Origin of the sequence: Kitasatospora sp. NPDC058063, assembly GCF_042885395.1 — a bacterium.
In the GTDB taxonomy this organism is placed as follows: domain Bacteria; phylum Actinomycetota; class Actinomycetes; order Streptomycetales; family Streptomycetaceae; genus Kitasatospora; species Kitasatospora lactacystinica.
Map to the genome: position 1 here is coordinate 91,556 of NZ_JBHVSD010000017.1, position 13,986 is coordinate 105,541.

The 13,986-nt window shown below is 68.3% G+C and carries 11 protein-coding genes and 3 pseudogenes; 10 read left to right on the forward strand and 4 right to left on the reverse strand.

Features of this window, described 5'->3' with window-relative positions; genetic code table 11:
• Positions 1-260 precede the first annotated feature (260 nt).
• Positions 261-554 (forward strand): hypothetical protein, encoded by a 294-nt coding sequence (locus ACFVUY_RS27155; RefSeq protein ID WP_387734119.1) that lies wholly within the window; start codon positions 261-263, stop codon positions 552-554.
• 62 nt (positions 555-616) lie between these two features.
• Here ACFVUY_RS27155 and ACFVUY_RS27160 read toward each other — a convergent pair whose 3' ends face one another.
• Positions 617-2,833, reverse strand: a complete 2,217-nt coding sequence (locus ACFVUY_RS27160) for a hypothetical protein (RefSeq protein ID WP_387734122.1) — start codon at positions 2,831-2,833, stop codon at positions 617-619.
• A gap of 542 nt (positions 2,834-3,375) precedes the next feature.
• Here ACFVUY_RS27160 and ACFVUY_RS27165 point away from each other — a divergent pair.
• Positions 3,376-4,974, forward strand: coding sequence for an ATP-dependent endonuclease (locus ACFVUY_RS27165; protein WP_387734124.1), 1,599 nt, complete (start codon positions 3,376-3,378; stop codon positions 4,972-4,974).
• Positions 4,958-5,995 (forward strand): UvrD-helicase domain-containing protein, encoded by a 1,038-nt coding sequence (locus tag ACFVUY_RS27170; RefSeq protein WP_387734126.1) that lies wholly within the window; start codon positions 4,958-4,960, stop codon positions 5,993-5,995. Before ACFVUY_RS27165 ends, ACFVUY_RS27170 begins: the two co-directional genes overlap by 17 nt.
• Before the next feature lie 306 nt (positions 5,996-6,301).
• Here ACFVUY_RS27170 and ACFVUY_RS27175 read toward each other — a convergent pair whose 3' ends face one another.
• Both ACFVUY_RS27175 and ACFVUY_RS27180 read right to left on the reverse strand, forming a co-directional pair.
• Entirely contained in the window at positions 6,302-6,802 is a 501-nt protein-coding gene (locus ACFVUY_RS27175) for a hypothetical protein (RefSeq protein WP_387734128.1), read from the reverse strand.
• 249 nt (positions 6,803-7,051) lie between these two features.
• Positions 7,052-7,531: a CGNR zinc finger domain-containing protein gene (locus ACFVUY_RS27180; RefSeq protein ID WP_387734130.1), complete on the reverse strand. Its 480-nt coding sequence runs from the start codon at positions 7,529-7,531 to the stop codon at positions 7,052-7,054.
• A gap of 106 nt (positions 7,532-7,637) precedes the next feature.
• Here ACFVUY_RS27180 and ACFVUY_RS27185 point away from each other — a divergent pair, with 106 nt between their 5' ends.
• Positions 7,638-8,504 (forward strand): alpha/beta fold hydrolase, encoded by an 867-nt coding sequence (locus tag ACFVUY_RS27185; RefSeq protein WP_387734133.1) that lies wholly within the window; start codon positions 7,638-7,640, stop codon positions 8,502-8,504.
• 67 nt (positions 8,505-8,571) lie between these two features.
• Here the strand turns inward: ACFVUY_RS27185 and ACFVUY_RS27190 are convergent, their stop codons facing one another.
• Positions 8,572-8,952 carry a winged helix-turn-helix transcriptional regulator gene (locus ACFVUY_RS27190; RefSeq protein WP_387734135.1) on the reverse strand — a complete coding sequence of 127 codons (381 nt, stop codon included), beginning with the start codon at positions 8,950-8,952 and terminating at the stop codon, positions 8,572-8,574.
• 161 nt (positions 8,953-9,113) lie between these two features.
• On the opposite strand from ACFVUY_RS27190, the pseudogene ACFVUY_RS27195 reads away from it, so the two are divergent.
• From ACFVUY_RS27195 to ACFVUY_RS27220, 6 genes and pseudogenes are all read left to right on the forward strand, one after another.
• Positions 9,114-10,068 (forward strand): annotated as a pseudogene (locus ACFVUY_RS27195) (NADP-dependent oxidoreductase).
• Between the two features lie 30 nt (positions 10,069-10,098).
• Positions 10,099-10,419: an NIPSNAP family protein gene (locus tag ACFVUY_RS27200; RefSeq protein ID WP_387734137.1), complete on the forward strand. Its 321-nt coding sequence runs from the start codon at positions 10,099-10,101 to the stop codon at positions 10,417-10,419.
• Positions 10,416-10,736 (forward strand): annotated as a pseudogene (locus ACFVUY_RS27205) (heme-binding protein); the annotation flags it as partial. The gene ACFVUY_RS27200 and the pseudogene ACFVUY_RS27205, both read left to right, overlap by 4 nt.
• 12 nt (positions 10,737-10,748) lie before the next feature.
• Positions 10,749-10,954, forward strand: a pseudogene (locus ACFVUY_RS27210) (IS5/IS1182 family transposase); the annotation flags it as partial.
• A 49-nt stretch (positions 10,955-11,003) separates the two neighbouring features.
• Positions 11,004-12,608, forward strand: a complete 1,605-nt coding sequence (locus ACFVUY_RS27215) for an acetolactate synthase large subunit (protein WP_387734139.1) — start codon at positions 11,004-11,006, stop codon at positions 12,606-12,608.
• A gap of 298 nt (positions 12,609-12,906) precedes the next feature.
• Entirely contained in the window at positions 12,907-13,938 is a 1,032-nt protein-coding gene (locus ACFVUY_RS27220) for a hypothetical protein (RefSeq protein ID WP_387734141.1), read from the forward strand.
• The last annotated feature ends 48 nt before the right edge of the window (positions 13,939-13,986 follow it).

Here is a 13,986-nt window from a genome sequence, read left to right on the forward strand (position 1 = left end):
ACCCTGGCCACCACCATCAACCTCTACGGCCACCTCTTCAAGGACTCCGCCAATCAGGCCGTCAATGCCCTCGCCCGAGCCCTCGACCAGGCCGAACCGAACCGGCTCCGAGCCCTCCCCCGCGGCGACGACGACCTGCCGCTCGCCGCATAGCGGTAGCCGCGGACGGCGCCCGCTGGTCCGGTGCAGCAGCACCGGACCAGCGCCCCCGGGAGGGCAGCTGCCCTCCCGCGCCACCCTCGAATACTGGAGACTGCATAATGCCGACCGCCGCCACATCAGAGACCGTGCGCACCAAAACGGAGGAGCCCAGCGTCCTTCTCCCGGAGAACGACTGTCCCGGCGGTGGCATCGAGCACGCAGCTCTCAAGGCCGGCATCCTCGCCGACCCCGAGGACGGCGGCCCGTGTGTCTGGATCGACCTCGGCGATACCGGCATGAACAGCAGCTACCTGCGCGATGCCGACCGCGTTCGGAAGTTCGCCTCGGATCTCCGTATCTTCGCCACCGAAGTCGACACCATCGCAGCCGAACTCGCCAAACTCCAGGCGTAGGCAAGCAGGCCAGCATCGCCAGGACGCCTTGGGGCGGCAGTCGGTCGAGGGTGGGTGCAGGGCTAGCCAGCTTGGGCGGGCCGGGCTCGGAGCAGCAGCTTCCGGACGATCTGGTGCCACCGGCGAGAGTCCTCGCTGTAGGAGCGGTCGTCGTCGGCGGGGTCCCATTTCTCGAGTTCCAGGAGCTGCTCCACCAGCTGGCCGAGGCGGCCCGGATCGTACCCGCCCCAGTCGGGGTTCAGCTGCCGCGCGATGTCGTGGAGCCGGTGGGCGGCACGGTAGTGGGCGAGCTGGGTGTCCGTCAGGCGACGAATCGCATAGCCGCCACATTTGCTGCACCAGTCGAACTTCGTGTCACCGAGCAGGTCGGCGATGGTGAGCAGGTCGTCATCTGCGATGACACCGCGTTCGCGGACATGGGAGCAGAACGGCGAGTGCCCCTTGCCCTGGTAGCGGGGGTCGGCGTTGACCGCGTAGACCTCGGCCTGCGCGAGGACCCCCAACGGGATACCGCTCCCGCTGCGCCTCCAGGTGCTGTCGTCGGGTGCTTCGAACGGTTCGAGGTCCAAGTCCTGGCTGTGGGCCAGGAGTCCGTGCCACACCGCGCTGGGAAGGCTGCGCGAACGCCCGGCCCGGTCATTTCCGGAGTCCAGACTGCGCAGGTCGGGCACGCCGCGGGCCACCGCGAGCAGCCTCAGGTTGGACTCCCGCGCCCAGGGTTTGTCGCCGAAGACGAGCCAGGCGGCGTGCTCGGCGCCGACGGCCAGGCCCAGCCGCTCGCCGAACAGCGGATCGTCGGCCTCGCGCATCCGTTCCCGCCACATGGCGGAGGGCTCCTGGGGCGGATGGCCGATCGCCTGGGACCAGGGCTCGATCAGTGCCGCGGGCAGGTCGGCGGAGCTGGCGACGAGGACGCCTTGCCAGCCACGGGCCGCACGCCGCTCCAGTTCCTTGAAGGGCAGGACCTCCGTTCCGGCGTCAGTGGAGAACACGGTGTACAGCTGGTCCTCGGCGCGGGGCGCGGTGCTGAGCAGCCGCAGGTGCTCCGCGGTGAGGGGGCGGCGCCGGTGCACCGGGCTGTCGTCGAACACCCCCGGGCCCAGGGCACTCGCTTCGTCGGCAGCCGTCGGGGCGCCGGGAGGCTCGGGCGCGCACCGCACGAGCGCGGTGCGGGCCAGGAGTTGGTCGACGACCAGCTGGGGTGCGCGGAGAGTGAGCCTGCGCTGGCCCCAGTCGGCGCTGGTCAGGAAGGTGAGCAGGACGCCGATCGTCCAGTTGTCGAGGCCGCCCAGCAGCGTCCGCTCTCCCTGCTGTGAATAGGGGTTCTCATCCCGGGGTTCCTGCAGGTGTGCGGTCAGCGTCATCATCACGCCCGGGTCCGAGATATGGGCGACCCGGCGTGCCTCCTCCTCCCAGGAAGCCAGCAGCCGGCCTGCCGCACGGCAGGCTTCGCCGTACCCCTTGCGCCGTGAATTAATTCCCCCGATGGCCTGATACGTGACCAGGTGGTCGCCCGGCAGTCCCCATGCGTCCGCCGCTGTCCCCTGCCAGCGCGACCACATCGATCGCAGCCGGCCGGCGATCTCCTTGCGGTCGCCGATGGCGCTGAACGCATCGTCATCCGTGGGGAGTTCCGGCATTTCCAGGCTCGCGGCCGCTGCTGCTTCCACCAGTGCGGCCGCATCGACGAACAGTCCCGCTCGTTCGCGCAGCGCCTGGAGGTACTCCTCCTTCAGTGCCACCTTCGGCCGAGCCCAGTCGGCGAGCCAGGGAAACCTCGCGACGACGCTCTCGGCAAGGTGAAGGCTGTCCGCGGCGTCACGCCACCTGGACAGGACCAGATCCCGGAGGCGCTCCGCGTCGTCGCGGGCATTGCTGTCCTCGTCGTAGGTCTCGTCCTCCTCGGAAGCCGGTTCGGCGCGCAGAACCTCCGCGGCGCCTTCTGCTTCCTCCTGCGTCACCTCGTCGTCCGGATCCGCCTCCGTGTACTCCTGCAGTTGGGAGAGCAGCCCGTGGTAGCCGCCGAGCGCGCGCAGGAAGAGTCCGACGCCGCTGTCCGGACGGTTCCAGTCCCCGTGATGTGCGCAGGCGGAGCACATCCGGGCGATGGTCGCGGCGTTCAGCGGCGCTTCGGAGGCCGCCGCTCCGTCCGCGCGAAGCCGGGGGCATCGCAGGTGTGCGTGCAGCTTGGAGGCTTTGCCCTTCGCCGCGAAGACAGGGACGAGGTGGCCGTCGAACGGGCCGAGCGGAACGTCAGCAGTCAGCACAGAGTCGCGCACGTAACTCCCCTATCAGTCTCGACCGGTGAGCATATCCGGGAGCACGGACACCGGCCCCGCGAGCGCGTGTTCCGGGCGAACCGCACCACAACGGAGCGCGTCCGTGGTACCCCGGCACGCTCGCTCCGAAGAGAAGCCAATCCAGCGTCGCGCGTCGTCCGGCTCCTGCTCCTCGTCGCCGCGAGATCGACGGGCTCGGTAGGCCGTAGAGCGGCGACCGCCTTCGACCTCCTGCTGCTCCTCAATCCCATCGGGATCGGGAGCAGCCGCTGCAGGCCGACCGGGATGAGACTCATGGACGGATCTACGCTCTGCCCGATCCGGTCTTGTGGGACCAGCCTCTGCACGAGGCTGTGCCAACGGGTAGTCGCCATGCCCTGGTGCCAACAGGGGCACCAATAAGTTATTCGAACAAAAAGGCGATAAGAAATTCCGAACGAAACTCATACGAGCAGATTGACGATGCGGCATGCTTGGACGATTCTGCAGGCCTGCACGAGTTTCGAGCATGTCTGCGTCAATCAAGGGCGAGGGGTGCCTGCTTGCTTACCGGTATCTCGATCCGCAACTTCCGGGCATTTCGCAGCTTCGAGCTCGGGTTCGATCCCACGGTGAACATCCTCGTGGGCGACAACGACGCTGGTAAGTCAACGATCCTGGAAGCCATCGGGCTCGCTCTGACCGGTCGACTCCGAGGCCGGGTCTTCTCGCAGGAACTGTCGCCCTTCCTGTTCCACCAGGGGGCAGTGAAGGACTACCTCCACGCGCTCCGGAACGGCGCCGTCGATGCCCGGCCACCGGAGATCATCATCGACCTCTTCCTCGCGGACACACCCGAGTCCGCAGCGCTCCGAGGCACGAACAACCTGCGCAAGGCTGACCATGCCGGGGTCCGCATCCGGGCCTACCTGAACCCCGACTTCGCCCCGGAGTACGAGGAGTTCATCAAGGACCCCAGCCAAGTGCAACTGATTCCCACCGAGTACTACCGGGTGGACTGGCTGGGGTTCTCAGGAAACGGCATCACCTTCCGCAGCGTGCCGGCCACCGCGTCCTTGATCGATGCTTCGAACATCCAACTCCAGAGCGGCGTCGACTACTACCTCAACCGCATCATCAGCCAGAACCTGGAAGCCGGTCAGCGGGTCGGCCTCACCCGGGCGTACCGCAACCTGCAGCAGGAGTTCACCAACGACGACGCGATCCGCAAGATCAACGAGGAGCTGCGGGGCGCTCCGCGGGAGGTCAGCGATCGGGAGCTGACTCTCGGCATCGACCTGTCGCACAGGGCCAGTTGGGAGAACAGTCTGGTCCCGCACCTGGACGAATTGCCGTTCCAGTACGTGGGCAAGGGCGAGCAGAGCACACTGAAGATCCTGCTCGCACTCAACAAACAGGTCACTGACGCCCACATCCTGCTCGTCGAGGAGCCGGAGAACCACCTGTCCTTCCCGAACCTCGGCAGGCTGGTGAAGAAGATCGGCGACAAGTGCGCCGGCAAGCAGGTCTTCATCACGACCCACAGCTCGTTCGTCCTGAACAAACTGGGCCTGGACAACCTGGTCCTACTGACGGCCGACGGCGGGTTCCGGCTCGACCAGCTGTCCTCAGACACCCGGGACTACTTCAGGAAGCTCTCCGGCTACGACACCCTGCGCGTGGTCCTCGCCCGCCGGTCGATCCTGGTGGAGGGGCCGTCCGACGAATTGGTGGTCCAGCGCGCCTACCTGGACCGGCACGGCTGCCTGCCGAGCGAGGACGGCGTCGACGTCATCAACATCCGGGGTCTGTCGTTCAAGCGGTTCCTGGACATCGCCACGCTCCTACCCCGGAACCAGGTGGCGGTGGTGACCGACAACGACGGCAAGGACGCGGCCGCCGTGCGGGGGAAGTACGCCGCGTACACGAGCAAACCGAACATCAAGATCTGTGTCGGCGAGGACAAGGCTTTCAAGACATTGGAACCGCAACTCCTCAACGCCAACAACCTCGTCCTGCTGAACCGAGTGCTCGGGACGACCTTCAGCAGCTCGCAGGAGCTGCTGGACTACATGAAGAACAAGAAGACGACGGTGGCCCTGGCCATCTTCGACGGCGAAACCATCACCATGCCGGAGTACATCCGTGACGCCGTCGCCTGACAACCTCGCAGTGATCGCGGCCGCCGGATCGCGCAAGACCCAGCAGATCGTGGACAGCGTCCTGGCAGACCGGACGAAGCGCGTCCTGGTGACGACATACACCACCGAGAACCTGGGCCAGATCACCGAGCGACTCAGCACCGCGGCAGGCACTCTGCCCGTCCACGTCACCGCAATGGGCTGGTTCACCTTCCTGCTCAACGAGTGCGCCCGGCCCTACCAGGCAGCCGTCCTCGACGAAGTGGGACTGATCCGCGGACTGGACTTCGTGGCGGCCCGCCCCAGGTACGCACCGCGGGCCAAAGCGCAGCAGTTCTACATGGACCGCCACCACGACATGTTCCGTGACGGCCTTTCGGACTTCGCCGTCCGAGCGAACACCGCCACCCGCGGCAAGGTCGTAGCACGCCTCGCGGCCATGTTCGATCACATCTACATCGACGAGATCCAGGACCTTGTCGGCCACGACCTCGAACTACTGGACCTGCTGTTCCGGTCGCCTATCGGCATCACCCTGGTGGGCGACCCCCGGCAGTTCACCTATGCGACCAACAACTCGGCCAAGAACAGGGCGTACAAGGGCGGCGGCATAGTCGATTGGCTGAGGAAACGGGCCGACTACTGCACCCTGGAGACACGCTCCGAGAGCTACCGCTGCAACCAGCTGATCTGCGACTTCGCCGACGGCCTGTTCCCCGAGCTCGAACCGACGGTCTCAAAGAACACCGAGACCACCGACCACGACGGGGTCTTCGAGATCAAGCCCCACGAAGTACACGAGTATGCCCGCCGGTACTCACCGACGGTACTGCGCTACGACAAGCGCGCCAACACGCTCGGGCTGGCCGCGATGAACATCGGGTTGTCGAAGGGAAGCACCTTCGAACGCATCCTGCTCTTCCCTACCAAGCCCATGATCAAATACTTGCGGACTCGCAACCCTGCTGAAGCCGGCAGCCGCGAGAAGCTGTACGTGGCGGTCACCCGGGCGAAACATAGTGTCGCCTTCGTGGTGCCCTGACTGTAGGGCCAGGCAACCGGCATTGTCGCGCCCTGGGACTCCGCACACGCCGCCCGGGCACCTTCGAGCGCGCATCACCCGCCCCCACATGGAGGTGGCCGGCGAACTCGCCGCCGTCGGCTACCCGGCTGAGCGGGCCTCCAAGGAGATACCGTCGCGCTCAGGACGGCGACCATCAGCCCGGTTCCGCCTTCATGATCCGAGAAGTTAACACGCCTACAAACGGTATCGGGCCTGGGAGCGGCGCCCGCCGCGCGGGCCTCTGCCTCGACAGGCCCGCGCGGTTCCGAAAAGCAGGGGTTCGGATCAGGCAGGTCCGCTGCACCGCCGGCAGTCCCGTTCCGGGAGCACGCGCAGGGCGAGGACGGATCCGTCCGGGTGGATGGAGACGGGGCCGTCCGAGTCGTCGTCCCAGGTCGCGGTCGGCCACGAGGAACGGCGGGCGTGGGCCTCCTCGCGATAGTGGGCGAGGCGGCGCTCGACGAGGTGCTCGAAAAGGTCCTCGGCCACGCCCGAGAAGGCCTCCACCCGGGTGCGGTTGAGGCGCAGGACGTGGTCGGTGCCGACGAACGGGATGCCAAGGAGTTCGTGGTCCGCGTCTTGGACGCTTCCGATCGCGGCGTGCGAGATGCCTTCGTACCGCTTGCGGCCCTGCCGGCCGGTGAGGTACGGAACCGTGGCAGCCGCGTCGCCGGCGAAGGCTGTCAGGCCCGCCGCTCCGGTGCGGGCGAGGGCGTGCTGGAACCAGGCGAAGTGGTCCGCTTCGATGTGGAAGCCCGGAACGGAGTCCGGGGTCTGGCCGTCCACGGCGGGTGACTGGATCCCGGGGAAGATGTTGTCCTGGTCGAGTTCCTTGTCCAGGTCGCGGGCTTCGCCGGCCGAGTGGGTGAGTGTGCTGCTGTTGCCGGACCCGCCCCGGGGACCGCCCTGGGAACGTCCCCCCTGCCGCTCTCCGGGATCCGCGGCGACTCACGACAGCCGCGGCCGGTCCTACCCTGGAGGACCTGACAGAAAATCCGACGTCCCGTCCGGTTCCCGCCGGAACCCCGACGTGGGTCAGCGGGTGCGCTCGTAGTGGCGGCGTGCCTTCTCGCGGTTGCCGCAGACCGCCATCGAACACCAGCGGGCCCGGTTGGCGCGGCTGCGGTCGAGCAGGAACAGCCGGCACTCGCCGTTCGCGCAGGGACGCAGCCGGCCGGGCATCCGCTCCTCGGTGGCGGCCCAGGCTAGGACTGCCTCCACGGCCAGCCGGGCGTGCGAAGGAGTCTTGACGGTCCACTGGAGGCCGTCCGAAGTGATCTCCGGAATCTGGTGGACCCCTTCGAGCAGCGGGGCCAGCGCGGTGTGCGGGCGCCGCCCGCACACGACGTCCTGCAGGACGTCCCGCGTCTCGCGCAGCAGCGCGAGTTCCACGGAGCTGCCATCGCCGCCGTGCTCCCGCGCCCAGCGCCTGCCTGCGGCCGGGTCGCCGAGGGCGTCCCGCTCCTCGCCCTCGACCAGCGGCCTGCTGTTGAGCAGGTCCAGTAGCGCGTCCATCGGATGCCATCCTCCTTCTAACCGGATCAAGTCATTTGACAGGTTAGCCCACCTGGCGCTTGCATGATGAACACCTAACCGGATCAAATGAACAAAGGGGTTACACATGCACTCGGTGCACCATCGGACCGCCACCGTCGACGGGCACGAGATCTTCTACCGCGAAGCCGGTCCCGCCGACGCCCCCGCAATCTTGCTGCTGCACGGCTACCCGACCAGCTCGTTCATGTTCCGCGAGCTCATCCCGCTGCTGGCCGACCGCTACCACGTCATCGCCCCGGACCACCTCGGCTTCGGCCACTCGGACGCCCCTTCCGCCGAGGAGTTCACCTACACCTTCGACGCCCTCGCCGCACTCACCTCCGGACTGCTCGACCAGCTGGGCGTGGACCGCTACGCCCTCTACGTCCAGGACTACGGCGCCCCCATCGGCTGGCGCCTCGCGCTCGCGCATCCCGAACGGATCACCGCCGTCGTCACCCAGAACGGCAACGGCTACGAGGACGGGTTCGTCGACTCGTTCTGGAATGACCTCTGGGCCTACGGGGCGAACCCCGGCCCCGACACCGAACCCGCCGTCCGCGCCGCGCTCGGCATCGACGCCATCCGCTGGCAGTACGTGCACGGCGTGCCCGACCCGAGCCTGGTCAGCCCGGACACCTGGGAGCACGACGCCGCCCTCGTCTCCCGCGAGGGCAACGACGAGATACAGCTGGCACTGTTCCGCGACTACCGGAACAACCGGCCCCTCTACCCGCCGCTGCACGAGTTCCTGCGCACCAGCGGCGTCCCGGTGCTCGCCGTGTGGGGCCGCAACGACGAGATCTTCGGCCCGGCCGGCGCACAGGCCTTCACCCGCGACGCCAAGGACGCGGAGGTGCACCTGATCGACGGCGGCCACTTCCTCCTGGAGAGCCACCTGGACGTCGTCGCCGGCTACCTGCGCGGCTTCCTCGGGCGAGTACTGGGATAAGAAGCCGTTGTCCTGCCGAGAGCGATGGATACGTTTTCGATGGAAGTGCAAGCGAGCGTCCCGCCGTTCACTGACCCGGCTCGATGTCGGCGACACCGGTCGAGTCGATGTTCTCCTCCACCCAGGTCCGCAGAAGGTTCAGCGGGATGGCGGCGCTCTTCCCGAGGGCGGTGAGCTCGTACACGACGTGAAGGGGGACCTCCGGGTAGACGGTGCGGTCGACCAGGCCGAAGTCCTCCAAGCGGCGCAGGGTCTGGGTCAGCGTCTTGGGACTGACGCCCTGGAGCCGGCGATGCAGCGCGCCGAAACGCTGGGGACCTTCCTCCAGCGCGCCGACGGCCAGCGTGGTCCACTTGTTGGCCAGCAGATCCAGGAACGCCCGGCAGGGACACTGCGCGGCGTAGACGTCGTGGTGCTTGTGTCGGCCCGTCGGGCAGTCCAAGGGCATGGGAGCGCTCCTCATCTGCATGCTTCCCGAATGGAAGTAGATCCTCTTGCGGGTAACTACGCCCCCGGACCTAGCTTCATTCCCGTCAACACGGAGGCCGCCAGAATGCCTCCGCACCAGGTGATGAGAGGGAACGCCCCATGGTTAAGCAGAACATGACAATGCGCGCGGTGGTTCAGGACGCCTTCGGCGGCCCGGAAGTGCTTCGGGTCCAGGAGGTGCCCCCCCCCCGAGGCGCTGCCCACGGAGGTGCTGGTGCGGGTGCACGCCGCCGGTATCAACCCGGTGGACTGGAAGACCCGCGGCGGGGCGGGCATGGCGGGCGTGCTGGGTGATCCGCCGTTCACCCTGGGCTGGGACGTGTCCGGGGTGGTGGAGGAGGTCGGCTTCGGCGTGACCACGCTGAAAGTCGGCGACGAGGTGTACGGCATGCCGTGGTTCCCGCGCGTCGCCAACGCCTACTCCGAGTACGTGACCGCGCCGGCCCGGCAGTTCGCCCGCAAGCCCGCCACCCTCGACCACGTGCACGCCGCCGCCGTGCCGCTGGCGGCGCTGACCGCCTGGCAAGCCGTCGTCGACACCGCCGACGTGCACGCCGGCCAGCGCGTCCTGGTCACCGCCGCTGCCGGCGGGGTCGGCCACTTCGCGGTCCAGTTTGCTCGCCACCTGGGCGCCCACGTGATCGCCACCGCCAGCGCCGCCCGCCACCCCTGGCTCAAGGGAATCGGCGCGAACGAGAGCATCGACTACACCACCACGCGCTTCGAGGACGCCATCAAGGACGTCGACGTCGTCATCGACCTGGTGGGCGACGCCCACGACAGCACCAGCACCCGGTCGCTGAAGGTGCTGCGTCCCGGCGGCCTGCTGGTCGCGATCCCGGCCGGCGTCTCCCCGGAGCTTGCGCAGGCCGCCGAGGCGGCCGGGGTGCGGGTCACCCCGTTCCTGGTTGAGCCGGACGGTGCGGCACTGACGGCGATCGCCGGGCTACTCGACGCCGGTGAGGTCGCCGTCGAGGTGGAGGAGACCTTTCCGCTGGAGCAGGCCGGCTCGGCTCATGCTCGCGGCGAGGCCGGCCGCACCCGCGGCAAGCTCGTCCTGACCGTCACAAACTGACCATCCCAGCAAGCCCTCTGGAGTAAAGCGATGTACTACGAGCTCCGCTGTTACCAGGCTCAGCCGGGCCGCCGCGAGGAGTGGGTGCGCTACATGGAGGACGTGGTCATCCCGTTCCAGGCCTCGCTGGGCATGGATGTGACCGCCTCCTTCATCGATGACCAGAACGAGGACGGCTACGTCTGGATTCGTCGGTTCGAGGACGAGGCCCGGAGCGAGGCCCTGTGCGCGGCGGTCTACGACAGCGACCGCTGGAAGAACGAGATCGGCCCGATCGTCGACGGGCTTCTGATCCCCGAGAAGACCGTCGTCACCCGCGTCACCCCCACACCGGCCTCACCGCTGCGGTGACCCGGCCCCGGTCGCTGCAGCGTCACCAACGACGCCCAGTCCCCGAGGCCGCCGCCGGCGCGCTCATCGCGGCGGCGCACACGGGGATCGGTTTCCCGGCCGCCGTCGCCATCACCGACACGGGCGGACACCTGAAGGCGTTCGACCGCACCGACGGCGCGCCCTTCCACACCGCTGATGTCGCCCTCGGCAAGGCATGGACCGCGGCCTCCTTCCAGACCCCCACCCACGCGTGGAACGACTACCTGACCAAACCACGGATCGCGCCACTGGCCGGCCGCCCGCGCCTGATCGCAGTCGGCAGCTGCCCGATCACCGAGGACGGCCGGTTCCGTGCCCGGGCGGCGGACGGCACGTGGGACCGGGTGCACGACTCACTTCGCGGCAGGGTTCGGACGGCGGCCGTGCTCGACTCGTAGTCGGCTCGCAGCCACCAAGGCGGCCAGGCGATCGGCTTCGACGCGGGCAAGCGCGGCGGGGCCGGAAGCGGCACCTGCTCGTAGAAACCTGCGGGCTCGTACTGCGGGCGGTCGTGTGGAGATCTTGGCGTCACCGTTCGATCCATAGAGCGAAGGATATTTACCATGAACGATGGTGAGATGACCGGCGCCCAAGCGCTTGTGCGCAGCCTGCTCGACAGCGGCGTGGAGGTGTGTTTCGCCAACCCGGGGACGTCGGAGATGCACTTTGTGGCCGCGCTTGACGCCTTCCCGCAGATGCGCGCCGTGCTGTGCCTCTTCGAGGGCGTCGCCACCGGCGCTGCCGATGGGTACGGCCGGATGACCGGCCGACCGGCGGCCACCCTGCTGCACTTGGGGCCGGGGCTCGCCAACGGGATCGCGAACCTGCACAACGCCCGCCGGGCCGGCACCCGGGTGGTCAACATCGTCGGCGACCACGCCACTGGCCACAAGCAGCTCGATTCACCGCTGGACTCGGACATCGACTCCCTGGCCGGTACCGTCTCGAGTTGGCTGCGTCGATCCGCCTCGGCGGCCGAGGTCGGTGCGGATGCCGTAGCCGCGGCGGCAGCGACGCTCACTCCCCATGGCACGGACCCCGATTCAACGGACTGGACCGGGACCTCAGGGGCGATCGCCACTCTGGTGGTACCGGCCGACGTGTCCTGGTCCGCCGGCGGCCATCCCGGTCCGCCGCTGCCGGCCGCCCGTGCCGCCGCCGTATCGGATGAGGCGATCGCCTCGGTTGCCCAGGCATTGAAGTCGGCCGAACCCGTCGTGATCCTGCTCGACGGACCAGCGCTCGCCGAACCCGCAGTGCGCGCGGCCAGCCGGATCGAGCGGGCCACCGGCGCGCGGGTGTTCTGCCCCACGTGGCCTTCTCGACTGCGTTCGGGAGCAGGGATCCCCCAACTGCGGCGACTGGGCTACCGCGAGGAGGATGTGGCGGCGCAACTGCGCGGAACCCGGCACCTGGTGCTGGCCGGGTCGCGAGAACCCGTCACCTCCTTCGGCTATCCGGGCCGGAACGGACGGCTGACCCCCTCCGGTGCCAGAGTGCATAGTCTGGCCGGTCCGGGCGAAGACGTGGCGGCCGCGCTGGCCCGTCTCGCCGAACTGGTCGCCGAAGGCGCGCAGCCGGTCCTCGCAACGCCACATCCATCGGTGATATCGGCCGGGCTGCTGACCGTAGACAACTGGGCCCACGTAGTCGGTGCCCTGCTGCCGGAAGAGGCGATCGTCTGCGACGAATCAATAACCTCCGGCATGGCCACCCTGCCCGCCGCCCTCGCGGGAGCACCGGCCCACGATTATCTCGGCCTGACCGGCCTGTCCATCGGGCAGGGGCTGCCGCTCGCCGCCGGAGCCGCCATCGCCTGCCCGCAGCGACCGGTCATCTGCCTGGAAGCCGATGGCAGCGCGATGTACACCCTCTCCGCACTCTGGACCCATGCCCGCGAGCAACTAGACATCACAACGGTCGTGTTGAACAACCGCTCGTACGCGATTCTGCGCGCCGAACTGAAGCGGGTGGGCGCGTCTGCCACAGGCACCGCAAGGCAACTGATCGATCTGTCCCAACCCGACCTCGACTTCGTGGCACTGGCCGCCGGAATGGGAGTACCCGCGACCCGGGCCACTACTACGCAGGAGCTCGGCGCGCAGTTTCGCAATTCATTGTCCGAGCCCGGACCACACCTGATCGAGGCGGTACTCCAACCACGGTGACGAGCATCTTCGAAAGTCGCCCACCACCGGACCGACAGCCCGGAGTGGACAGTGGTCACGAACATGGTCATGAGCCGCCAACTCGCCCGGCGAGCACGCTGAACATCCCCGCACGCTTCTCTGCGAGCCAGCCCCGCGCGGCCAGACTCGCGGCCCCTGCCCACGCCGTTCAGGACGGCCCTCGGGCGGACCTCGAATCCCGGGGCTCGCCGGCTCGACTGCCGAAATGCTCGCCATCGGCCCGAGATCGAGCACTGCACCACTTCGCCACACCGCCGCAGAAACGGGGGACCCGAATATGCAGGATTCCATCTCGGTCACACTCAGATCGCAATGGGCGGTGCCGGGCGGGCTGGACGCGGATGCGGTCCGCCTGTACCGGTGGGTGGTGCGAGTCGGGCGGCTGAGCGATATCCCCCAGGCCGCGTCGCAACTGAACCTGACCGACCACGAGGTGGTGCGCCACGTCGAGGACCTGGTCATGCTGCACCTGCTGCGCCCCCTCCCCGGGTCCGACGATGGCGTCCTGGTACCGCTCAGTCCCGAGGCGGCCGCCACGGGGCTGGTCACCCCGCACACGACCCGGCTTCGCCACCAGCTCACCGAGGCCGAGCGGCTGTGCAGCCAGCTGACCTCGCTCGCACCGCTGTACGCCCAGGATCGCCTCCAGCAGCAGGCGATCACCCAGCTGACCGTCGAGGAGCGGCTGGACACCGTCATGGCGCTGATCGAGCACTGGAGCGCGCACTGCAAGCACGAGGTGCTCACCTGCCAGCCCTGTGGTGGGCGCGCCCAGGACCTGATGGACAGAGCGGTCGCCCGCGACCTGACGATCCCCGGCCGCGGTGTGCGCCAACGCACCCTCTACCAGCACACCGCGCGCGCCGACGCGCAGACGCAGGAGTACGTCCGCCGGATCGCGGAGGCCGGCGGCCAGGTCCGTACGCTCCCCCAGCTCTTCGGAAAGATGGTCGCCTTCGACCGCACCATCGTCTTCATACCCTGCGCGGACATCCCCACCGGAGCGGTCGTCGTCCGGGAACCCTCCACTGTCGCGTTCCTATGCCGGGCGTTCGACAACGCCTGGTCCCTGGCGAGCCCCTACACTCCGGTCCGTCGTGGCGCCGGCATGCCGGACGAGGTCAAGGACGCCATCGTCAAGCTGCTTGCCGACGGCATGAAGGACGAGGTGATCGCCCGCAGGCTGGGCATGTCGCTGCGGACCTGCCGCAAGCACATCGCCGAGATCATGGACCGGGCCGGCGCCGTCAGCCGCTTCCAACTCGGCTACCTGCTGAGCGACCACCAGGACGTCGCCCGAGCCCCTTAGGCTGAGCAATCGCCCGGAATCAATTCTCTCCAGGATTTCCGGGGCAGT